At 66.6% G+C, this 20,757-nt stretch carries 19 protein-coding genes; 3 read left to right on the forward strand and 16 right to left on the reverse strand.

What is annotated here, in order from left to right:
• The first annotated feature begins 81 nt into the window (after positions 1 to 81).
• A complete protein-coding gene (locus GN330_RS05800) occupies positions 82 to 786 on the forward strand; it encodes a sulfate transporter family protein (RefSeq protein WP_156711665.1) in 705 nt (234 codons plus the stop codon).
• Positions 787 to 801: 15 nt separating this feature from the next.
• Here the strand turns inward: GN330_RS05800 and GN330_RS05805 are convergent, their stop codons facing one another.
• From GN330_RS05805 to cysG, 6 genes are all read right to left on the reverse strand, one after another.
• A complete protein-coding gene (locus tag GN330_RS05805) occupies positions 802 to 2,412 on the reverse strand; it encodes a GMC family oxidoreductase (RefSeq protein WP_156711666.1) in 1,611 nt (536 codons plus the stop codon).
• Positions 2,413 to 2,496: 84 nt separating this feature from the next.
• On the reverse strand, positions 2,497 to 3,036 hold the full coding sequence (locus GN330_RS05810; protein ID WP_156711667.1) for a DUF934 domain-containing protein: 540 nt from the start codon (positions 3,034 to 3,036) through the stop codon (positions 2,497 to 2,499).
• Between the two features lie 2 nt (positions 3,037 to 3,038).
• Entirely contained in the window at positions 3,039 to 3,797 is a 759-nt protein-coding gene (locus GN330_RS05815) for a phosphoadenylyl-sulfate reductase (RefSeq protein WP_156711668.1), read from the reverse strand.
• Positions 3,772 to 5,442: a nitrite/sulfite reductase gene (locus tag GN330_RS05820; protein ID WP_156711669.1), complete on the reverse strand. Its 1,671-nt coding sequence runs from the start codon at positions 5,440 to 5,442 to the stop codon at positions 3,772 to 3,774. The genes GN330_RS05815 and GN330_RS05820 overlap by 26 nt, the downstream gene beginning before the upstream one ends.
• Positions 5,443 to 5,475: 33 nt before the next feature.
• Complete coding sequence (locus GN330_RS05825; RefSeq protein ID WP_156711670.1) at positions 5,476 to 5,784, reverse strand: DUF2849 domain-containing protein; 309 nt, start codon at positions 5,782 to 5,784, stop codon at positions 5,476 to 5,478.
• A gap of 22 nt (positions 5,785 to 5,806) precedes the next feature.
• Positions 5,807 to 7,234 (reverse strand): siroheme synthase CysG, encoded by a 1,428-nt coding sequence (cysG, locus tag GN330_RS05830; protein ID WP_156711671.1) that lies wholly within the window; start codon positions 7,232 to 7,234, stop codon positions 5,807 to 5,809.
• A 274-nt stretch (positions 7,235 to 7,508) separates the two neighbouring features.
• Between cysG and GN330_RS05835 the strand changes: the two genes are divergently transcribed.
• Positions 7,509 to 7,958, forward strand: a complete 450-nt coding sequence (locus GN330_RS05835) for a baeRF12 domain-containing protein (RefSeq protein ID WP_156711672.1) — start codon at positions 7,509 to 7,511, stop codon at positions 7,956 to 7,958.
• 4 nt (positions 7,959 to 7,962) lie between these two features.
• On the opposite strand, the gene GN330_RS05840 is transcribed toward GN330_RS05835, so the two are convergent.
• From GN330_RS05840 to GN330_RS05870, 7 genes are all read right to left on the reverse strand, one after another.
• Positions 7,963 to 8,802 (reverse strand): alpha/beta fold hydrolase, encoded by an 840-nt coding sequence (locus GN330_RS05840; RefSeq protein WP_156711673.1) that lies wholly within the window; start codon positions 8,800 to 8,802, stop codon positions 7,963 to 7,965.
• Positions 8,799 to 9,914: a branched-chain amino acid ABC transporter permease gene (locus GN330_RS05845; protein ID WP_156711674.1), complete on the reverse strand. Its 1,116-nt coding sequence runs from the start codon at positions 9,912 to 9,914 to the stop codon at positions 8,799 to 8,801. The genes GN330_RS05840 and GN330_RS05845 overlap by 4 nt, the downstream gene beginning before the upstream one ends.
• Positions 9,915 to 9,919: 5 nt before the next feature.
• A complete protein-coding gene (locus GN330_RS05850) occupies positions 9,920 to 10,915 on the reverse strand; it encodes a branched-chain amino acid ABC transporter permease (RefSeq protein WP_156711675.1) in 996 nt (331 codons plus the stop codon).
• A 7-nt stretch (positions 10,916 to 10,922) separates the two neighbouring features.
• On the reverse strand, positions 10,923 to 11,645 hold the full coding sequence (locus tag GN330_RS05855) for an ABC transporter ATP-binding protein (RefSeq protein WP_156711676.1): 723 nt from the start codon (positions 11,643 to 11,645) through the stop codon (positions 10,923 to 10,925).
• Complete coding sequence (locus tag GN330_RS05860) at positions 11,645 to 12,424, reverse strand: ABC transporter ATP-binding protein (protein WP_156711677.1); 780 nt, start codon at positions 12,422 to 12,424, stop codon at positions 11,645 to 11,647. The genes GN330_RS05855 and GN330_RS05860 overlap by 1 nt, the downstream gene beginning before the upstream one ends.
• Positions 12,425 to 12,559: 135 nt before the next feature.
• Positions 12,560 to 13,768 carry a substrate-binding domain-containing protein gene (locus GN330_RS05865; protein WP_156711678.1) on the reverse strand — a complete coding sequence of 403 codons (1,209 nt, stop codon included), beginning with the start codon at positions 13,766 to 13,768 and terminating at the stop codon, positions 12,560 to 12,562.
• A gap of 40 nt (positions 13,769 to 13,808) precedes the next feature.
• The gene (locus tag GN330_RS05870) at positions 13,809 to 15,353 is read right to left on the reverse strand and encodes an AMP-binding protein (protein WP_156711679.1); all 1,545 of its coding nucleotides are present in this window, start codon (positions 15,351 to 15,353) and stop codon (positions 13,809 to 13,811) included.
• 119 nt (positions 15,354 to 15,472) lie between these two features.
• On the opposite strand from GN330_RS05870, the gene GN330_RS23730 reads away from it, so the two are divergent.
• Positions 15,473 to 16,030 carry a LuxR C-terminal-related transcriptional regulator gene (locus tag GN330_RS23730; RefSeq protein ID WP_156711680.1) on the forward strand — a complete coding sequence of 186 codons (558 nt, stop codon included), beginning with the start codon at positions 15,473 to 15,475 and terminating at the stop codon, positions 16,028 to 16,030.
• A gap of 57 nt (positions 16,031 to 16,087) precedes the next feature.
• Here GN330_RS23730 and GN330_RS05880 read toward each other — a convergent pair whose 3' ends face one another.
• From GN330_RS05880 to GN330_RS05890, 3 genes are all read right to left on the reverse strand, one after another.
• Positions 16,088 to 18,271: a transglycosylase domain-containing protein gene (locus GN330_RS05880; protein WP_156711681.1), complete on the reverse strand. Its 2,184-nt coding sequence runs from the start codon at positions 18,269 to 18,271 to the stop codon at positions 16,088 to 16,090.
• Positions 18,272 to 18,382: 111 nt separating this feature from the next.
• Positions 18,383 to 19,000 (reverse strand): ribonuclease D, encoded by a 618-nt coding sequence (locus tag GN330_RS05885; protein ID WP_156711682.1) that lies wholly within the window; start codon positions 18,998 to 19,000, stop codon positions 18,383 to 18,385.
• 16 nt (positions 19,001 to 19,016) lie between these two features.
• Positions 19,017 to 20,405, reverse strand: coding sequence for a dipeptidase (locus GN330_RS05890; protein ID WP_156711683.1), 1,389 nt, complete (start codon positions 20,403 to 20,405; stop codon positions 19,017 to 19,019).
• Between the last annotated feature and the right edge of the window lie 352 nt (positions 20,406 to 20,757).

Here is a 20,757-nt window from a genome sequence, read left to right on the forward strand (position 1 = left end):
AGCCCCCCGCCGGGTTGCATCGCCAGTGCTTGCCAATCGGCGCGGGGGTTCTTATCTGCGCCGGGCACGACGGAGCAGACCATGATCCTTGACGCGGCGCGCGCGGCGGCGGCGCAACTGTTCACCGCCGAATTCCGGCAGGTTTTCCTGAAGTCGCTCGGCCTGACGCTTCTGGCACTGGTGGCGTTGTGGTTCGGCCTGAGCGGCCTTTTCGACACGTTCGCCATGCCGTGGATCGACGAGCTGCTGCCCGGATTCCCGGCATGGGCCGGCTGGCTCGGCTTCGTGACCGCGCTGCTGTTCGGCCTCGGGCTGGCGATCGGGCTTGCGCTTCTGGTCGCCCCGGTCACCGCGCTTATCGCCGCGCTTTTCCTCGACGACGTCGCAGAGATCGTCGAGGCCGAAGACTATCCGGGCGATCCGCCCGGTCAGCCGCTGCCGGCGATGCGCGCGCTGTGGCTGTCGCTGAAATTCTTCGCCGTCGTGATCCTGGCCAATCTGGTCGCGCTCTTGCTGCTGCTTGTTCCCGGCGTCAACATCGCCGCGTTCTTCCTGGTCAACGGCTATCTGCTCGGCCGCGAATTCTTCGAATTCGCCGCCTTGCGCTTCCGCTCCGAAGAGGACGCGCGCGCCCTGCGCCGGCGCCATGCCGGTACGGTGTTCATGGCCGGTTTGGTGATTGCGGCATTCCTCGCGGTGCCGCTCCTCAATCTTCTGACGCCGCTGTTTGCGGCGGCGATGATGGTCCACCTGCACAAGGCCCTGTCGGCACAATCCGCGCCATGAGGCGCGGGCCCGCAGTCAGCCGCGCGCGGCCTGCATCATCTCGGCCGCCCGTTCCGCGATCATGATCGTCGGCGCATTGGTGTTGCCGCCGATCAGGGTCGGCATCACCGAGGCGTCGACCACTCTGAGACCGTCGACGCCGTGGACGCGCAATTGCGGATCCACCACCGCCATCGCGTCGGCGCCCATGCGGCAGGTGCCGACCGGGTGATAGATGGTGTCGGCGCGGGCGCGGATATGCTGCATCAGTTCGGCGTCGGTTTCGCCGCCGGTGAGATAAAGCTGCTTGCGCCGATAGCGCGCCAGCGCCGGCGCGTCCAGGATGGCGCGCATCATCTTGGCGCCTTTCAAGAGCAAGGCCGCGTCGCGGTCGTCGGCGAGATAGGCCGGGTCGATCGCCGGCGGCGCCAGCGGATCGGCGCTCGCCAGGCTGACGGTGCCGCGCGAATGCGGCCGCAGCACGCAGACATGGCAGGAAAATCCGTATCCCAGATGCAGTTTACGGGCATGGTCGTCGACGACCGAGATGACGAAATGAAGCTGTAGGTCGGGCCTGGCGAGCGCCGGGTCGGATTTGATGAAGGCGCCGGCTTCGGCGAACGGGGTCGCGATCATGCCCGACCCGTCGCGCCGCCAGCGCAGGATGTGGCGCACCAGCTGCGCCGTTCCGCGCAGACCGATGCCGAACAGGTCGGTGTCGTCCGATTTCCAGGATTGGATGAAGTCGAGATGGTCCTGCAGGTTTTTCCCGACGCCGGGCAATTCGTGCAGCGTCGCAACGCCGTGCCGGGAAAGTTCGTCCCTCGGTCCTATTCCCGACAGAAGCAGCAAATGCGGCGACCCGAACGCCCCGCCGCACAGCACGACCTCGCGCCTGGCCTCGACCAGCTCGTCGCGGCCCTTTCGACGGTAGCGCAGGCCGGTCGCCCGCTTGCCGTCGAAGACGATCCCCGTCGCGTGCGCCTTGGTGATCACGGTCAGGTTCGCCCGCTCCATCGCCGGGTGCAGATAGGCCGCCGCCGCCGAGCAGCGCTCGCCCGTGCGCGGCCCGTCCCAGAACTGGGTGACCTGGTAGAGCCCGGCGCCTTCCTGCTCGGGGCCGTTGAAATCGTCGTTGCGGCGGATCTGGGTCTGGGCGCAGGCCTCGACGAAAGCGTGGCTGATCGCACGCGGTTCCCGCTGTTCGCCGACCTTCAGCGGGCCGTCGCCGCCATGCAGGGCGTCGCCGCCGCGCTGATTGCCCTCCGCCCGCCGGAAATAGGGCAGCACCTCGTCCCACGACCAGCCCGCGCAGCCCGCCTCGGCCCAGTCGTCATAGTCGCCGGGGTGGCCGCGCACGTAAAGCATGGCGTTGATCGCGCTCGATCCGCCAAGCGCCTTGCCGCGCGGCTGGTATCCCCGGCGGCCGGCAAGGCCCGCCTGCGGGACGGTCTCGAACGCCCAGTTGTTGAGTTTCGGTCGTCCCGGCAAAAGCGCGACCACCCCGGCCGGCGCCCGGATGAAAAGGTCGCGCCCGTCGCCGCCGGCCTCGACCAGGCACACCGAGATGGCGGGATCCTCTGAAAGCCGTGCCGCCAGGGTGGCGCCGGCCGAGCCGCCGCCGGCGATCACATAGTCGTAAGCCATGCCCGCGTCCTCCCGCGCGCCGGTTTCCCGGCTTTGAAGGATATGAGCAAGTCGGTGGCGCGCTGTAAAGCGGGCGCGCGGCGGTTACGAGGCCGCCGGCAGGCGCCGCCAGGCATAACCGGCCGCGACCGGTGCGCCCTTTGCCGCCGGCTGGTAGTGCACGGGCAGCCCGCCGACGCGACCGGCTTCAAGCCGCGCCAGCGCGGTCGGGTGCGAGACCTCGAATTCGTCGAAGCCGGTGCGCAGCATCAGGGCGATCTGGTCGATCAGCACCTGCCCCGTCGCCCGCAGCCGCCCGCGATAGCCATGGCGCTGCCGCAGCAGCGCGGCCTTCGAATAGGAGCGGCCGTCGGCGAAGCCGGGAAAGGCGAGCGCGACGAGGGGAATGTCGGCAAGCATGTCGACGATCGCGGCGATGTCGTCGCCGGGGGCGAGCGCGACGCCGAGGCGGCCGCTTTCGGCCCGGCGCGTGGTCGCATCCAGCGCCAGCCACGCCGCCAGCGGCAGGATCACGCTGTCATTGCCGGCAAGCGCCTCGGCGCTGTCCGAATGGCGCCAGAAATCGTCGCGAAACCCGTCCGGTGTCCACAGCCGGCAATTGGAAGCGGATGCCTGGTCGTTCATTCTCAGCCTCGAAATCGGGGATCGGCGGCGCCGGAAGCCGCGCTCATGCCGGGAAGGTGAATGCCGCATTCGGTCTTGGCCGAACCGGCCCAACGCCCGCTGCGCGCGTCCTCGCCGGGTTTGACCGGCTGCGTGCACGGGAAACAGCCGATCGACAGATAGCCATAGGCGATGAGCGGGTTTTCGCGCAGGTCGTTGGCGCGCATATAGGCGGCGAGATCATGCGTGGTCCACGACGCGAGCGGGTTGATGCGGATCCGCGTTCCCACCGCTTCGAACACCGGCAGACCGGCGCGCGAGCTTGCCTGGAAGCGCTTGCGCCCGGTCAGCCAGGCCGCAAATGGCGCAACGGCGCGGGCCATCGGTTCGACCTTGCGGATGTCGCAGCAGGCATCCGTGTCGCGCCGGTGCAGCGTGCCGTCCGGATCGCGCGCCGCAAGCAGATCGTCGCGCGGCGTGATCACCCTGAGATCGGCGAGACCGAGATCGTCGGCCAGCAGGTCGCGATAAGCGATCGTCTCGGAAAAATGCTTGCCGGTATCGAGAAACAGCACCGGCACGGTCGGATCGACCGCCGCCAGCATGTGCAAAAGCACCGCCGAATCGGCGCCGAAGGAGGAGACCGCCGCGATCTCGCCGGCAAAAAGCTGGTGCGCCGCCTTCTCCACGACCGCGATCGGCGCAAGCCCACCATGGTGTGCCTCGAGCTCGGCGGCGAGGGCGCGCGCCTCGGCCTCAGGCCGCCCTGGCTTCGCGACCATAAAGCGCCTCCTTGAACGGCGCCGGCCCGACCCGGCGATAGGCGTCGATGAAGCGTTCGGACGGGTCGTTGCGCAGGCCGAGATAGGTCTCGACCACCGTTTCGACGGCGTCGGTGATCGCGTCGGGCGCGAAGCCGCGGCCGACGATCTCGCCGATCGAGCTCGTCTCGTCGCCCGAGCCTCCGAGCGTGATTTGGTAAAGCTCGCTGCCCTTCTTCTCGACCCCCAGAATGCCGATATGGCCGACATGGTGGTGGCCGCAGGCATTGATGCAGCCGGAGATCTTCAGCTTCAGCTCGCCGATCTCGCGCTGCCGCTCCAGCGAGGCGAAACGGCGCGAAATCTCCTGCGCGACCGGGATCGAGCGCGCATTGGCGAGCGCGCAATAGTCGAGCCCGGGGCAGGCGATGATGTCGCTGATCAAATTGGAGTTCGCCGTCGCCAGGCCGGTCTCCACCAGCCGGTCGTAGACGGCTTTCAGGTCGGCGCGCGCAACATGCGGCAGCACCAGATTCTGTTCGTGGCTCACCCGGATCTCGTCGAAACCGTATTGCTCGGCGAGGGCGGCGACGGCCTCCATCTGCTGGTCGGTGGCGTCGCCCGGCGCCTCGCCGATGGCTTTCAGCGAAATCGTCACCGCCGCGTAGTCGGCGTGTTTGTGGGTGGTTACGTTCTGGCCCAGCCAGTCGGCGAAATCCTTCGAATCCAGCCGCGCCAGGCGCACGGCGTCGTCGCCCTCGGGGCGCGGCGTCAGCGGCGGCGGCGCGAAATAGGTTTCGATGGCGCGGATGTCTTTATCCGGCAGTTTGAGTTCGCCATCGCGCAGCGCGGCGAATTCCGCTTCGATCTGTTTGGTCAGTTCCTCCGTGCCGGTCTCGTGCACGAGGATCTTGATGCGCGCCTTGAATTTGTTGTCGCGACGGCCGTGAAGATTGTAAACGCGCACGATCGCCGTCGTATAGGACAGCAGATCCTCCTCGGGCAGGAAGTCGCGGATTTTTTTGGCGATCATCGGCGTGCGGCCCTGACCGCCGCCGACATAGACGGCGAACCCGAGCCGGCCATCCGCATCCTTCTTCAGATGCAGGCCGATATCGTGCACCTGGATCGCGGCGCGGTCGCGTCCGGCACCGGTCACCGCGATCTTGAATTTGCGTGGCAGATAGGAAAATTCCGGGTGCACCGATGACCATTGCCTGAGGATCTCGGCATAGGGGCGCGGGTCGGCGACCTCGTCGGCGGCGGCGCCGGCGAAATGATCGGCCGTGACGTTACGGATGCAGTTGCCGGACGTCTGGATGGCGTGCATCTCCACGCTCGCCAGTTCTTCCAGGATCGCGGGAATGTCCGACAGGGCGGGCCAGTTGAACTGGATGTTCTGCCGTGTGGTGAAATGGCCATAGCCCTTGTCGTAGGTGCGCGCGACATGGGCCAGCTTGCGCATCTGGCGGCCGTTCAAGGTGCCGTAAGGCACCGCGATGCGCAGCATATAGGCATGAAGCTGCAGGTAGACGCCGTTCATCAGCCTGAGCGGCTTGAACTGGTCCTCGGTGATCTCGCCGGCCAGCCGGCGCTCGACCTGGTCGCTGAACTGGGCCACGCGGGCATTCACGAAACTGCGGTCGAATTCGTCGTAGCGATACATGGCTTCGGTTCTCGTTGGCCGGCGCGACCCGCCTCAGGCGGCGCGCGAAATTGCCGGGCGGGCCTGCTTGCCCAGATCGTTGCGGTTGGTCGGGCCGGCGGCGCGGATGCGTTCGCGCAGCCTTTTCGGCAGGATCTGCCCGTCGGCGAGTTCGACGTCGATCAGTTCGACATCGACCACCTGGTTGTTTTCGAACGCCTCTGCGCCGATGCGCTTGAGCGCGGTCACGGTCTCGTCGTCGACAGCGATCGCGGCGCCGGCGAGCGCCTCGTTCCAGTGTCCGTTGGTTCCGAACCAAACGGCTTCGCCGTCATGCAGGCGGTTGGCGGTCAAGATCTTCATGGCTGGGTCCCGATCATGTGCATTACGCGGCAAGCGCCGTCGCCGCGGCGGCTGCGAGCGGCTGCGAGCGGTCGAAATTGGCGCCGGCGACGGCATCGCCGATAATCGTCATCACCGGTCCGGCCAGTTCCTCGCGTCGCTGAAGCGCCGGCAGGTCGGCGAGCGTGCCGTGGAAAAGCCGGCGGCCGGGCAGGCTGGCGTTTTCGACCACCGCCACTGCGGTCTCCGGCGACAGTCCGGCCTCGATCAGGCGTCCGGCCACCTCCGCGGCCACGGAGCGGCCCATATAGACGGCGACCGTCGCCCCGCCGATGGCAAGCCGCGCCCAGTCCGGCAGGGTCGATCCCTTGAGGTCGTGGCCGGTGGTGAACACCATCGACGACGACACGCCGCGCAGCGTCAAAGGCAGTTCGAAATCGGCCGCCGCGGCGAAGGCGGCGGTCACGCCCGGCACGATCTCGTAGGCGATGCCGGCGTCGCGCAGCGCCCACATTTCCTCGCCGGCCCGGCCGAAGATCAGCGGGTCGCCGCTTTTCAGCCTGACGACGCGTTTGCCTGCCGCGGCGAGCTCGACCAGCAGCGCGTTGATCTCGCCCTGCGCCTTGGAATGGCAGCCCTTGCGCTTGCCGACCGCGATCCGCTCGGCGTCGCGGCGCCCCATCTCCACGATCGGCTGCGGCACCAGCGCATCGAACAGGATCACGTCGGCCTGCATCAACAGGCGTTGCGCGCGCAGCGTCAACAGGTCTTCGGCGCCCGGCCCGGCACCGATCAAGGCGACATGGCCGCGTACCGGCGCCGCCTGTCCGAGCAGGCGCTCGGCCGCCGCGCGCGCTTCCGAGATGTCGCCGATCTCCATCAGCCTGGCCGGCTCGCCGTCGAAAAAATCGGTCCAAAAGCGCCGGCGCGCGCTGCCGCGCGGCACCAGCCGGTCGACCGTCTCGCGCAGCCCGGCCGCAAGCCCGGCCAGCGGTCCAAGTGCGGGCGAAAGCATCCGCTCGATCCGGGCGCGGATGATTTGCGCCAGCACCGGGCCGGCGCCTTCGGTGCCGATCGCTACGGTGACCGGGGCGCGGTTGACGATTGCGGGCGTCAGGAAGTCGCAAAGCTGCGGCCGGTCGACGGCGTTGGCGGGAATGTTGCGCGCCCGGGCGTCGGCGATCACCCGTGCGTCCTGCGCTTCTTCGCCGGTGGCGGCAAACACCAGCACGGCGCCGTCGATCTGCGCCGCCTCGTAGGGCGCGCGCAGCAGCTCCGCGCCCTGCTCGGCGGCGAAGGCGGCGAGCACCGGCACGGGGGCGTCGGCGACGATGCGGATCGCGGTGTCGCATTGCGCGACCAGCCGGGCCTTGGCGAGCGCTTCCTCGCCGCCGCCGACAATCACGACGGTCCGGTCCTTGACCCGCATGAACACGGGAAAAGTGTTGAGCTTGCCGGCATACGCAGCCATTACGGCCAATCTCCATTTGGGTTATCGCAATTCTCCGCCCGTCGGCACCAAATCAGAAGAAATGGGCTCGCGCGCCCCGCCATGGCGCGCAATCGCTTTTTTACGACCGTGGCTGGCTGCGGAATAAAATTCCCCGAAATGCGGGACGAGACTGCCCTATCGGGAACGTGATGCTTCGCGATACGTTGTGCTCGGCCGGAAGCAATTGCGATCGCGGCCTTTTCGGACGGCGGTTCGGCTGCAAATGCCCTCGACCAAGCAACAGGAGATTTCGATGACCCTCACGAAACTGCAACGCGGAACCTGGGTGCTGGTGGCGGACGGCGAAAAGGCACTGTTCCTATGCAATGAGGGCACGGCTTTCGAGCCGGCGCTGGTGGTGGTCGACGAGGCCCGGCAGGACAATCCGGCCACCCGCGACCAGGGCACGGACCGGCCGGGGCGGTTCAATGACGGGCCGAACCGGCATCGCAGCGCAGTCGCCGACACCGATTGGCACCGTATCGCCAAGGAGCGTTTCGCCGACGAGATTGCGGACAAGCTTTACCGGCTGGCACAGAAGGACGCGTTCAAGCGGATCGTCCTGGTCGCGCAGCCGCACGTGCTGGGCGAAATTCGCAAGAGCTTGCACAAGGACGTCAGCGCCCGCGTCACGGCGGAGGTGGCCAAAACGCTTACCAACCACGCGCTCGACGACATCGAGAAGGTGCTGATGGAGGACTGAACGGCTACCCGGCGAGGAAATCGCGCAACAGCGCGATTTCGCGCTCGCTTGCCAGGGTCGGGGCGTGGCCGCAATCGGCGAAGGTGACGAGTTCGGGCGCCGGACCGCGCCGGGTCATCGTCTCGGCCACCTCCGGCGACAGCACGTCGGAGGCTTCGCCGCGCAGAAGCAGGGTTTTGGCGGTGACCGCGTCGTATTTGTCCCACACGTCGAGGTCGCCCTTGTGCAGGGTGAACTGGGTGACGATCGCCGGGTCGTAATGCACGGTCACCTTGCCGTCGTCGGTGCGGCGCATCGAGGTATCGGCCATGCGCCGCCAGAAGGCGTCCGTGTTGCGGCCGAAGGGCGCATAGTTGGTCCGCAGCCAGGCCTCGAGCTCGCCGACCGTGTCGTAAACCGGCGGGTTGCCGACATAGGAGACGATCCGGCCGCTGCCGGCCTGCGGAATGTCGGGGCCGATATCGTTGATGACCAGGTGGCTCATGCGCTCCTTCAGCGCGCCGGCCGCCAGCGTCACGCCGATCAGCCCGCCCATCGACGTGCCGACCCAGCGCAGCCTGTCGATTTGGTAGTGGTCGAGCATGGCAAGCGCGGTCTCGCCGAAGCTCTTGTAGGAATAGTCGGCGCCGCCCGGCCGCGACCAGCTCGACAGCCCGCGCCCGAGCGTGTCCGGACACAGCACGAAATAGCTGTCGCTCAGCGCTTCGGCGGCCTCGTCGAAATCGCGGCCCGTGCGGGCCAGCCCGTGCCACATGACGAGCGCCGGCCGGCCGGGATCGCCCCATTCGCTCACATGCAGTTCGTGGCCGCCGGCGGCGACGTAGGTCGAGCGGGGGCTGGTCATCGATGGTGTCCCTTTTTCATGAGGGTTCCCGCAATCCCGGCGGGGAAGAAATAGACGAGCAGGATGAAGAGCAGTCCGAGCCACAAGAGCCAGCGGTCCGGATTGAGCAGATCGGGCAAGAGCGGCACACCGGCCGTCGCCTCGGCCGCGATCTCCATCACATCCTTCAGGTAGAACTGCGCCAGGCTCATCAGGACGACGCCGATCAGCGCACCGACCAGCGTGCCCATGCCGCCGATGACGACCATCAACAGGATGTCGATCATGATCGCGAACGACAGCACCACTTCCGGGCCGACATATTTCAGCCACACCGCCCGCAGCACGCCGGCCAGCGCGGCGATCACCGCCGAAATGCAGAAGATCGCGGTGCGGTAGCTGACGACGCGATAGCCGATCGCCTCGGCGCGCAATTCGTTCTCGCGGACCGCCTGCAGCACGGTGCCCATCGGCGAGGCGACGATGCGCATCATCGCCAGAAACAGCACCAGGCAGCCCAGAAAGACGAAATAATAGGCCGCGATCTTGCCGTTCAGCGGCACGTCGAACAGCCTGAGCACCTTGCCGTCGGCGTCGGTGACGAGCTTGAAGGCCGGCGAGAACAGGCGCGGGACCTGGTAGGTGAAACCGTCCTCGCCGCCGGTGAAGTCGGAGAGCTGGTTGGCGAGCACCATCATCACCGAGGCCGCGGCCAGCGTCACCATGGCGAAAAAGATCGCCTTGACCCGGAGCGACAGCATCCCGATCAGCACCGCCAGCACCAGGGCGGCGGCGACGCCGAGCCCGCCGCCGACCAGGATCGCGTCGAAACCCGGCCCCCAGGCCTTCAGCATCATCGCCGTGCCGTAGGCGCCGAGCCCGAAAAACATCGTGTGGGCGAAGGAGACGATGCCGGTATAGCCGATCAGAAGATCGTAGCTGGCGACCAGCACGATGAACACGCAGATGCGCGCGGCGACTTCCTGGGCGCGCACGTCGGGAAACAGGAACGGCGCGAAGGCGAGGCAGAGCGCGATTGCCAGCGCGACGGCGTAGACGAGGAGCCGGCCGGCCGGCACACGCCGGCGCTCGCTGGATGTGGCCGAAGGGGCAGTGATCGACTGGTCCGACATGGCGCTTACCCCTTGATCGCCGGCTTGAGGCCGAACGGACGCCACAAAAGGATGATCATCATCAGCAGCATGTTGGAGGCGAGCGACAGTTTGGGAAACAGGAAGGCGACGTAATTGGCCAGGAGCCCGACCAGAATGGCGCCGAGCAGCGAGCCCTCGATCGAGCCCAGCCCGCCGATGATGACGACGATGAACACCAAAATCATCAGTTCGCCGCCCAGCGCCGGCGTGATCAGCCCCTGATAGCCGGCCCACATCGCGCCGCCCATCGCCGCCAGCGCCGAGCCGGCCATGAACACGCCGATGAACAGCCGGTCGATGCGGAAGCCGAGCGCCTCGACCATCTCGCGGTTTTCCACCCCGGCGCGGATCAAAAGGCCGATGCGGGTCCGGTTGAGCGCGAAATGCATCGCCACATAGACGGCGAGCCCGAGCAGGAAGGCGAACACGCGGTAGATCTCGATGGCCACGTCGCCGATGATCAGCGAGCCCTCGAGCACTTTCGGGCGCGGCACGGCCACCGGCGCCCCGCCCCAGATCGCCAGCAGCAATTGCTCGGCCACGATCAGCGCGCCGATGGTGATCAGGATCTGGCGCAGATGGTCCTTGTAGACCGGCTTGACGATGACACGCTCGAAGAACCAGCCGGCCGCCGCGCCGAAAGCGGTGGCCGCCGCCACCGCGAGCAGCAGGGCGGCGATGTTGAGGATGGCGCTGTCGCCGGCCACCCAGCCCGCCAGCGCGGCGAGCGTGGACGCGGCGATGAACGCGCCGAAGGAGACGAAGGCCGAATGGCCGAAATTCAACACGTCCATCAGCCCGAAGATCAGCGACAGGCCCGATGCCATCAGAAAGATCATCATGCCCATGGCGAGCCCCGCAACCGTCAGCGTCACCCATGTCGACGGCACGCCGATCAGCGCGAAGGCGAGCGCGGCAATGGCGACCGGCAGCAGGTAGACGCCGCCGAGCCGGTTCAGATGTGAGGAAATCGCGGTCATGATCGTCCTACTGATGTGCGTCCAGGCTGAGCGACAGAAGTTTCGTCTGCAGGCCCTCGTCTGCGGCGAGCGCGGCCATGTCGCCGTCATGCACGATGCGGCCGTCGTCGATCACCGTCACGCCGCGCCCCAGTGCGCGGGCGAACAGAAAATTCTGCTCGACCAGCAGGATGGTGGTATCGGCGGCGATCTCGCGGAAGGCGGCGATCATCGCGCGGATGATCGCCGGCGCCAGACCCTTGGTCGGCTCGTCGATCAGGATCATTTCGCGCTTTTCGATGATCGCGCGCGAGATCGCCAGCATCTGCTTCTGGCCGCCCGACAGCGCGAAGGCCTGCTTGGTCCAGAATTTTTCCATCGCCGGAAACAGCGCGAAGACCCGGTCGAGCCGGTCCTTGTCGAACTGGCCCGATCCGGTGGCAAGCCGCATGTTCTCCTCGACCGTCAGCCCGCCGAATATGCCCATGTTCTCCGGCACGTAGGCGATGCCGAGGCGGGCGATGTCCGGTGTCGCCAGGGCGGTGATGTCGTGATGGCGAAACACGATCGCGCCCTTGCGCGCGCGCCACAGCCCCATGACGGTGCGCAGCGTCGTCGTCTTGCCGGCGCCGTTGCGGCCCAAAAGCACATGCACGCCGCCTTCCGGGACGTCGAAGGAGACGCCGTGCAGAATATGATACTGGCCGATATCGGTGTGCACGTCGTCGAGGCGCAGGATGGCGTCGCTCATCAGGCCACCTCCTCTTCGTCGTCGGCGCCGACGCCGAGATAGATCTCGCGCACGATCGGCAGCGTCATCACCGCGTCAGGCGCGCCGTCGGCGACCAGTTCGCCGTTGTGAAGCACGACGATGCGGTCGGCGAGCGCGCGCACCACGTCCATCTTGTGCTCCACCAGAAGCACCGTCTTGGTCGTATCTTTCTTGATCTCGGCGATCAGGTCGAGGATCGCCGGCGCCTCGTCGACCGACATGCCGGCGGTCGGTTCGTCGAACATGTAGATGTCGGGCTGCATGGCGATCAGCATCGCCACTTCGAGCTTGCGCTGGTCGCCATGCGGCAGGGCGGCGGCTGGATAGTCGGCGACGGCCGAAAGCCTTGCGCTTGTTAGATGCTGTGCTGCCTCCTCGCGGATAGCATCCAGGCCGGCCGCCCGGCGGAAGATGCTCGGCCCGGCGCCCTGGCGCGCCTGCACCGCCAGGCGGACATTTTCCAGCACGGAGAGCTGCGGAAACAGATTGGTAAGCTGGAAGGCGCGGCCGATCCCGGCCTTGGCCCGCGCCGACGGCGACAGCGCGGTGATGTCGCGCCCGTCCTTGTAGACACGACCCGCCGTAGGATGAAGCTGGCCCGAGACCAGGTTGAACCATGTCGTCTTGCCGGCGCCGTTGGGGCCGACGATGACGGTCAGCTCGCCGGGACGAAAGGCACAGCTCACGCCGTCGACGGCGGCGTGGCCGCCGAACCGGATCGTCAGGTCTTCGGTTCGCAGGGAGAAACTGTCAGACATCGATAAGGGGTCCTGACGTCAGGCTGGCATGCTGCTTGGGTGGGGACGGAGGAAGGGGCGCGGGCAGATCGTCGCCGGCATGTCCGCGCCCCCCATAATCGGTGCCGCTCCCCGCGAACGGGGAACGCAAACCCGTCACTCCTGGTTGTTGCGGCCGATCGGAATGTTCATTTCCTCCGGCTTGATCTCGCGGACCAGTTCCGGGATCGCCCAGTCGACGGCATCGTCGACCTTGATTTTGAAGTGGTACATGGACTGCAGCGCCTGGTGGTCTTCTGGACGGAAGGTCATCATGCCCTTCGGCGTGTCCCAGCTCATGCCTTCCATGGTCGCGATCAGCGTCTCGGTCTCCCAGTCGTCGGCCGTTTCCAGCGCCTTGACGATGGCGAGCGCCGCCGCCATGCCACCGGCGGTGAAGAAGTCCGGCGGCGCGTCGAAGCGCTTCTTGTGCTCTGCCACCAGCCAGTCGTTGATCGCGTTGTCCGGGTTTTCGTAATAATAGTAGATCGCGCCTTCCATGCCGGGCACGCGCTTATAGGTCGGCAGCACCGGCAGGATGTGGCCGCCGGTCGAGATCTCGATGCCGTAGCGCGACGGATCGGCCGACACCAGCGCCCCCATCGGGTCGCCGGAGCCGGCGACGTAGATCAGCACCACCTTGCGGCCATCCTTGTCCTTGAGCGCGTTGAACAGCCGCTCGATAGTCGCCGTGTAGTCGGTGGTCTTCAGCGGCACGTATTCCTCCGCCACGATGGTCGCGCCGGTGCCTTCGAGCGCCGTCTTGAAGGCGGCGATGCCGTCCTTGCCGAAAGCGTAGTCCTCGGCGAGCGTCGCCACGGAGAGGGTCTCGTCGGGTTTCAGCGCCAGCGCCTGGGCCTGCATGTCCATCGACGAGTTGCGCGAGGTCTTGAACACGTAGCGGTTGGAGTCCGGGCCGGTGAGCGAATCGGCGACCGCCGGCTCGACCAGCAGGAGGCGCTCATATTCGGCCGCGATCGGCAGCATGGCGGTGGTCACGCCCGAGGAGGTGCCGCCGACGGCGATCAGAACCCCGTCGTCGCCATAGGCTTCGGCCAGCACCGAGCGGGCGACGTCGGGCTTGAACTGGGTGTCCTTCTCGATCACCTCGATCTTGCGGCCCTTGATCTCCATCGTGCCGTTGGTGGCGTATTCGAGACCGAGAGTGAAGCCGTTGGTGGTCTGTTTGGAAAACGCCTCGAGCGGCGAGCCGGACAGGCCGTGCACGAGCGCGATCTTGACGGGGTCCTCCTGGGCGGGCGCGTTAGCCACACCGGCCACGGCCAGCGCCGTGGCGAGGGATAAGGCGGATAGTATCTTTTTCATCGGGGTTCCTCCTGTGGATTCCGGATTGGTCGATACGCGTTCAGACCTCTTCCCCTTCGGGGGTTTCGGCCAGTATGGCGCGCAATTCGGTCTTCAAGACTTTGCCGTAATTGTTCTTCGGTAGTTCTGCGACGAAGCGGTAGGTCTTGGGCCGCTTGAAGCGGGCGATGCGGTCGAGGCAGTACCGGTCGAGTTCGCCAGCGTCGATCGCTGCGTCGGGCGCGGCCACGACGAAGGCGATCACCGCCTCGCCCCATTGCGCATCCCGTTGCCCCACCACCGAAACCTCGCGAATGGCGGGATGCGTCAAAAGCACCTCCTCGACCTCACGTGGATAGATATTGGCGCCGCCGGAAATGATGACGTCCTTCGACCGGTCTTTGAGCGTCAGGAAGCCGTCGGCGTCGAAGGCGCCGATATCGCCGGTCCGCAGCCAGCCGTCGCGCAGAGTGTCGACGGTAGCGGCGGGATTGTTCCAGTAGCCGGACATGACCGAAGCGCCGCGCACCGCCACCTCGCCGGCTTCGCCAACGGGCACTGGCCGGCCTTCGCCGTCCAGCGTGCGGACGGCGACGCAGGACTGCGCCGTACCGACCGAGGCCAGCCTTTCGCGCCAGCGCGGATGGGCGCGGTCGGCGACCAGATCGCGCCCGAGGGCAGTGATCGTCATCGGGCTCTCGCCCTGGCCGTAGATCTGGCAAAAGCGCGGCCCCATCACGTCAACCGCGTCGATAATGTCGGCGAGATACATCGGCCCGCCGCCATAGATGACGGTGCGAATGCCGTCGCCATTGGTGCCGGCGGTCCTGGCCGCGTCGACGAGGCGGCGTACCATGGTGGGGGCGGCGAACATGTGCACGTCGCGCAGCAGCGCGGCACTCTCCAGGATTTCGGCCGGATCGAAACCGCCGGATTCAGGCACCACGTGCCGCGCGCCCTTCAAGACGTGCTGGACGTTGTAGAGCCCCGCTCCATGGCTCATCGGCGCGGCGTAGAGGGCGGCGTCGCGCGCGTTGACAGCGTCCACGTCGACGACATAGGCAAAGACCATGGCGTGAATATTACCGTTGGAGATCATCACGCCCTTGGGCCGACCGGTGGTGCCGGACGTGTAGAACAGCCAGGCCAGGTCGTCGCGCTGGCGCGCGACCGGTTCGGCGAGCGCGTCGCCGCCGCAATCGGCCTGGAAATCCGGCGATCCCAGTTCGATGACGGTGCCGCACGAGGCCGGCAGGAGTGGTGCCAGGGCCGCGCCCGGCTTTTCGGTGACGAACGCCAGCCTCGCGCCCGAATCCTCGACGATCCAGGCCGCCTCGCGCGCATGCAGCTTGGCGTTGATCGGCACCGCCGCCGCGCCGGCGAACCAGATTCCGTAAAGGGCGATGAGATAGTCCGGCGTGTTGGCCGCGAAAATCGCGACGCGGTCACCCGGCGCGATTTTGTAGCGGTGGCCAAGCGCCCGTCCGAGTGCCGCCGCAGATCGCGCGAAAACGCGATAATCCGCCAGCGACGCCGTGCCGCGCATCAGCGCGGGCCGGTCCGGGCACAAGCGAGCGGTTCTGACCAGCCAGGTGGCCAGGTTCATGCCGGTTTTCCTCCCAAGCGCGCGCAAAATACGGCTGCGAGCCATTCTTGTGTTGCGAAGCCGCGCGCCTTGGTACTATCCGACTGGCCGGGACTTGGTGCAATATCGTACAAATACGCATGATCGATCGCGAAGACACGCTGCGGGAACTGGCCTTCGAGCATGCGCCGGTGGGAATCGTGTTGACGGAAAACCGCGTCATCCGCGCCTGCAACGTCACCTTCGCCGCCATGTTCGGCTATGGTCGGGGCGAGTTGGTCGACCAGTCCTTCGCCATTCTCTACCCCTCTTTCGAGGAGTTTGTGCGTATCCGCGATGTCGGTGTGGAACCGCTGCGCACGAGCAACCGCTATTCGGACGAGCGGATCATGGCGCGCAAAAATTCCTCCCTGTTCTGGTGTCGCGTGCGCGGCCATTCCTTCACCCGAAACGAACCGCTGGCGCGCGCGGTCTGGACCTTCGCCGACCTTTCGGCCTCGCGTCCGGTCACGCGGCTGACGACGCGTGAACGCCAGATCGTCATGCATCTCGGCGAAGGCCGCACCAGCAAGGATATCGCCCGGCTCTTGTCGATCTCGCCGCGCACGGTTGAGGCGCATCGCGCCCGGCTTTTGAAGAAATACCACGCCGCCAACGTGGCCGAGTTGCTCGCCGGCCTGAGCGGCATGCCGCATTGAGCACTGCAGGCATCGGACCGCTGGTGGGAACGTATGGAAAACGCCGCTCCGCGGCGGTCAGCGGCCCAGGATGATGTCGACGATCGAACGCGGCGAGCCCTCGCGCGACGCGCCGAGCTCGGCCTTCGGCCGCCGGATCGACGCCGTGCTGGTTTTCTCGACCGCGGGCACGGAGGGTTCGCCGGCGCCGTCCTGCGTGGCGGCGACCGGCAGCGCCGGCCTCGGTGGCTGATCCGGAGCCGGTGCGCGCCGCCAGCCGGCGCCGGGAAGCATCTTCACCGGCACACCGCGATGCGCGGCCTCCATGAATTCACGCCAGGCAAGCACGGGCAGGGTGCCGCCGGTGACGTTTTTCGTCGGCGTGCCGTCGTCGTTGCCGAACCACACACCCGTCGTCAGATTGGCCGTGTAGCCGATGAACCAGGCGTCGCGCGCGTTCTGGCTGGTGCCGGTCTTGCCTGCGGCCGGCCAGCCGAAAGCGGCCTTGCGCGCGGTCCCCGAACGAACTGTCTCGGCCATCATGGCGTTCATCATCGCGACGATGTCCGGCTTGAGCACCCTCGGCACCGCCCCCGACCTGTGCTCGTAGAGCACCTTGCCGCCGACGGTGCGTACGCGGCGCACGAGATGGATTTCCGGACGATAGCCGCCATTGGCGAACGGCACATAGGCGGCGGTGATCTCGAGCGGGGTGACCTCCGACGTGCCGAGCGCGATCGAGGTGTTGGCGGAAAGCCGCGATTCCACGCCGAGCCGATGGGCGGCCTCGACCACGGCGCGCGGGCCGACCTCCATGGCAAGTTGCGCGGCGACGGAATTCAGCGATTTCGCCAGCGCCGTCTTCAAGCTCACCTGCCCGTAATATTTGCCCTTGTAATTGTCGGGCGTCCATTTGCCGATCCGCACCGGCGCGTCGTTGCGCGTACTTTCGGGCGTGCGGCCCTGTTCCAGCGCGGCCAGGAAGACGAAGGGTTTGAAGGCCGAGCCCGGCTGGCGGCGGGCTTCGGAAGCGCGGTCGAACTGGCTGTTGGCGTAATCATAGCCACCGACCATGGCGCGCACCGCACCGGTGCCGTCGATCGATACGAGCGCGCCCTGGCTGACCCTGAGCTTGGCGCCGTTTTCGCCGATCAGACGCCGGATCGAGCGTTCGGCGAGTTTCTGCAGCGTGAGGTCGACCGTCGTTTCCACGATGACGTCGGCGCGCACGTCGCCGATCAGGCTGGGCAGTTCCTCCATCACCCGGTCGGCGACGTAGTGCTCCGCGCCCGACCAATAGGCCGCCGCCCTCGTCGCCGGCGCGCTCATCGCGGTGGTCATTTCGCGGCCGTTGATCATGCCCTGTTCGTTCATCGCGGAAAGCACGATCTGCGCGCGTTCCTCGGCCGCCTTGGGATCGCGGGCCGGCGAAAGCCGCGACGGCGCCTTGAGCAGGCCGGCCAGCAGCGCCGCTTCGGGCAGGCTGACCTCGCGCGCCGCCTTGCCGAAATAGCGGCGCGATGCGGCCTCGACGCCATAGGAGCCGGAGCCGAAATAGACCCGGTTGAGATACATTTCCAGGATCTGCGCCTTGGTGTGGCGCTGCTCCAGCCATAGTGCCAAAAGCACTTCCTGGACCTTGCGCTCTATCGTGCGGTCAGGTTGCAGAAACAGGTTTTTGGCGAGCTGCTGGGTGAGCGTGGACCCACCCTGGACGAGCCGGCCCTGCACCAGATTGGCCAGCATGGCGCGCGCGAGCCCGATCGGGTCGACGCCGAAATGGGAATAATAGCGCCGGTCCTCGATCGCGATCACCGCCTGCGGGATATAGGGCGACATTTCGTGCAGCCCGACGGCCTCGCCGCCGGTCATGCCGCGATTGGCGATCAGTTCGTCCTTCACCGACAGGATCTTGACGTTGGGCGGCCGGTCGGGAATCGACCAGGTCGTAGCGCTCGGAAGTCGTGCGCCATAAAAGGCGATCAGGCCGACACCGGCGATTCCGACCCAGATCGACAGCACCAGCGACCAGTAGGCGCCACCGCGCAGCAGCGAAAACAGCGCGCCGCGCCGCCGCCGGCGCGCCTTGCCGGCGGCCGGCCTGCGTCGGGCGCTGGATTTGGACGGAACGGATTTCTTTTTCCGCGGGCCCGGCTTTTTGGCTGCCCCCGTACCGCGCGTTCCGGTGCCGGACGCGCGGGACCGAGCCTTCGTCTCGCCGAAGGTCGGTTCGATCCGTCTGGGTTTCTTGGGTCTGGCCATCAGGTGTCCGCGCCGCCCGGTCCCTCGGGCTTGGGACGGAAAATTAGGCGTCGCGGTTTAAGGTCGGGTTAAGCGGGCGCGGCGGACGGCCGGGCGCCCGTCGCGACACGGTCAGCTATGGGCGAAGATGTCGGCCTCCGGCCAGCCCATCAGGTCGAGCCGGGCCCGCGTCGGTAGAAAACGGAAACAGGCCTCGGCCTCCGTGACGCGGTCCTCGCGTTGAAGACGTTCGACCAGAACGTCACGCAGCCGATGCAGGTAAAGCACGTCGGAGGCGGCATATTCCAACTGCTCTTCCGTCAGCGTCTCGGCCGCCCAATCCGAGCTCTGTTGCGCCTTCGACATCGAGACGCCGAGCAGTTCGGATGAGATGTCCTTCAGCCCGTGCCGATCGGTATAGGTGCGGGTCAGCCGCGAGGCGATCTTGGTGCAGAACACCGGCTGCGGCATCGCACCGAGCGCGTGCGACAAAACCGCCAGATCGAAACGCGCGAAATGGAATATCTTGGTGATCTTGCGGTTCTTCAGCAGGCTGACCAGATTGGGCGCCTTTTTCTGCCCCTTGTCGATCTGGATCACGTCGGCGGTGCCGTCGCCCGGCGACAATTGCACCACGCATAACCGGTCGCGATGCGGATTGAGGCCCAGCGTCTCGGTGTCGATGGCGATCGCGTCGACATCGTAGTTGGACAGGTCGGCAAGGTCGTTGCGGTGAAAACGGATCGTCATGATGGTCTCCGGCGGGTCAGCGGGCGAGGGCGTCGAGAATCCGCGCCCAGGAGCGCTGGCCGCCATGGAAGGAGGACATCTCGTATTTCTCGTTGGGCGAATGCACGCGATCGTCCGGCAGGCCGAAGCCGACCAGCAGCGAGTCCATGCCCAGCATCTTCTGGAAGTCGCCGACGATCGGGATCGAGCCGCCCATGGCGATCATCACCGCCTCGTTCGGCCATTCCTCCGACAGCGCGGTCTTGGCCTTTTGCAGAAGCGGCGAATCGTAAGGCAGGTGGATCGCCGGCGAGGAGCCGTGCTCGGTAAATTCCACCGAACAGTCGGCCGGGATGCGGGCGCGCACGAAATCGCGGAACCCGGCGCGGATCTTGACCGGGTCCTGGCTGTGGACGAGCCGGAAGGAAACCTTGGCCGAGGCCTCGGCCGCGATCACCGTCTTGAAGCCCTCGCCCTCGTAACCGCCGGAAATCCCGTTGACCTCGGCCGTCGGCCGCGCCCAGGTCAGTTCGAGCACCGAGCGGCCCTTTTCGCCGGCCGGGATCGACAGGCCGATATCCGACAGGAACGTGTCGGCGCCGCGGCCGAGCTTTTCCCAGGTCGCGCGCACATCGGCGGGCGTTTCCTCCACCCCGTCGTAAAAGCCCGGAATGGTGACGCGGCCGCTATCGTCGTGCAGATCGGCCAGAATTTTGGCCAGGATATGGATCGGGTTGGCCGCTGCGCCGCCATAGAGGCCGGAATGAAGATCGCGGTCGGCCGCCCTGACCGTGATTTCGTCGCCGACCAGCCCACGCAGGGCGGTCGAGATCGCCGGGGTCTCGACATCCCACATGCCGGTGTCGCACACCAGCGCAAAATCGGCCTTCAGCTCCGCTTGATTGGCCTTCAGGAAGGGTTTCAGCGACGGCGAACCGGATTCTTCCTCGCCCTCGAACAGGATCGTCACCTTGCATGGCAGGCCGCCGGTCGCGGCCTTCCAGGCCCGGCACGCCTCCACGAAGGTCATCAACTGGCCTTTGTCGTCGGCGGCGCCGCGCCCGGTGATGATCTTGCGGCCGGTTTCGCCGGTCTTGACCGCCGGGGCGAACGGGTCGTCGTGCCACAGATCCAGTGGGTCGACCGGCTGCACGTCGTAATGGCCGTAAAACAGCACATGCGGCGCGTCCGCGCTGGCGCCTTGGTGATGGGCGACCACCATCGGGTGGCCGGCCGTGTCGCGCACCGAGGCCTGGAAGCCGAACGATGCCAGATCCTTGACCAGCCAGTCGGCCGCCTGGCGGCAATCCGCCTTGTAGGCCGGATCGGTGGAGATCGAGCGGATGCGCAGCAGCTCGAAGAGCCGCGACAGGCTGTTGTCGAGATCGGCGTCGATGGCGCCGAGGACGGAATCGAGATTGGACATGGGTTTTCCCTGGAAACGCGTTCGCCGCGCAACCTAGAGCGTTTCCAGGCGAAGTGGAAGCCGGTTCGCCGTTCGGAAACGCGTCAAAACAATAAGTTAGAGCCGGTCTGCGATTCCGCGAAAAGCAGAACGGGTCTGGTCCGGTGATATCGATGGGGGAAGTGCGGAATGCGAAAGAAAACGGCCACCGTGGTGGAGGGGGGAACCACGGTGGCCTGTTACGTGCGGCAGCCCGGAGAGGGGGGATGCGGCTGCCGCATTGTCCGGCGAGGCGGGGGACGGGCCTTTGACCGAACTCGGCAAAAACTGCCGATGCATTGAAGATGGTTTTTGAAAATGGCGATTCAAGGGC

Origin of the sequence: Nitratireductor arenosus, from assembly GCF_009742725.1 — a bacterium.
Lineage (GTDB): Bacteria > Pseudomonadota > Alphaproteobacteria > Rhizobiales > Rhizobiaceae > Mangrovimarina > Mangrovimarina arenosa.

What these genes read in the sequence shown, in the direction of transcription:
- GN330_RS05815 (WP_156711668.1), bottom strand. Translation starts at nt 3,797, where the DNA reads ATGGTCGCGAAGCCAGGGCGGCCTGAGGCCGAGGCGCGCGCCCTCGCC.
- GN330_RS05850 (WP_156711675.1), bottom strand. Translation starts at nt 10,915, where the DNA reads ATGACCGCGATTTCCTCACATCTGAACCGGCTCGGCGGCGTCTACCTG.
- GN330_RS05885 (WP_156711682.1), bottom strand. Translation starts at nt 19,000, where the DNA reads ATGACGATCCGTTTTCACCGCAACGACCTTGCCGACCTGTCCAACTAC.
- GN330_RS05845 (WP_156711674.1), bottom strand. Translation starts at nt 9,914, where the DNA reads ATGTCGGACCAGTCGATCACTGCCCCTTCGGCCACATCCAGCGAGCGC.
- cysG (WP_156711671.1), bottom strand. Translation starts at nt 7,234, where the DNA reads ATGGCTGCGTATGCCGGCAAGCTCAACACTTTTCCCGTGTTCATGCGG.
- GN330_RS05870 (WP_156711679.1), bottom strand. Translation starts at nt 15,353, where the DNA reads ATGAACCTGGCCACCTGGCTGGTCAGAACCGCTCGCTTGTGCCCGGAC.
- GN330_RS05855 (WP_156711676.1), bottom strand. Translation starts at nt 11,645, where the DNA reads ATGAGCGACGCCATCCTGCGCCTCGACGACGTGCACACCGATATCGGC.
- GN330_RS05890 (WP_156711683.1), bottom strand. Translation starts at nt 20,405, where the DNA reads ATGTCCAATCTCGATTCCGTCCTCGGCGCCATCGACGCCGATCTCGAC.
- GN330_RS05805 (WP_156711666.1), bottom strand. Translation starts at nt 2,412, where the DNA reads ATGGCTTACGACTATGTGATCGCCGGCGGCGGCTCGGCCGGCGCCACC.
- GN330_RS05825 (WP_156711670.1), bottom strand. Translation starts at nt 5,784, where the DNA reads ATGAAGATCTTGACCGCCAACCGCCTGCATGACGGCGAAGCCGTTTGG.
- GN330_RS05810 (WP_156711667.1), bottom strand. Translation starts at nt 3,036, where the DNA reads ATGAACGACCAGGCATCCGCTTCCAATTGCCGGCTGTGGACACCGGAC.
- GN330_RS05865 (WP_156711678.1), bottom strand. Translation starts at nt 13,768, where the DNA reads ATGAAAAAGATACTATCCGCCTTATCCCTCGCCACGGCGCTGGCCGTG.
- GN330_RS05880 (WP_156711681.1), bottom strand. Translation starts at nt 18,271, where the DNA reads ATGGCCAGACCCAAGAAACCCAGACGGATCGAACCGACCTTCGGCGAG.
- GN330_RS23730 (WP_156711680.1), top strand. Translation starts at nt 15,473, where the DNA reads ATGATCGATCGCGAAGACACGCTGCGGGAACTGGCCTTCGAGCATGCG.
- GN330_RS05840 (WP_156711673.1), bottom strand. Translation starts at nt 8,802, where the DNA reads ATGACCAGCCCCCGCTCGACCTACGTCGCCGCCGGCGGCCACGAACTG.
- GN330_RS05835 (WP_156711672.1), top strand. Translation starts at nt 7,509, where the DNA reads ATGACCCTCACGAAACTGCAACGCGGAACCTGGGTGCTGGTGGCGGAC.
- GN330_RS05820 (WP_156711669.1), bottom strand. Translation starts at nt 5,442, where the DNA reads ATGTATCGCTACGACGAATTCGACCGCAGTTTCGTGAATGCCCGCGTG.
- GN330_RS05800 (WP_156711665.1), top strand. Translation starts at nt 82, where the DNA reads ATGATCCTTGACGCGGCGCGCGCGGCGGCGGCGCAACTGTTCACCGCC.
- GN330_RS05860 (WP_156711677.1), bottom strand. Translation starts at nt 12,424, where the DNA reads ATGTCTGACAGTTTCTCCCTGCGAACCGAAGACCTGACGATCCGGTTC.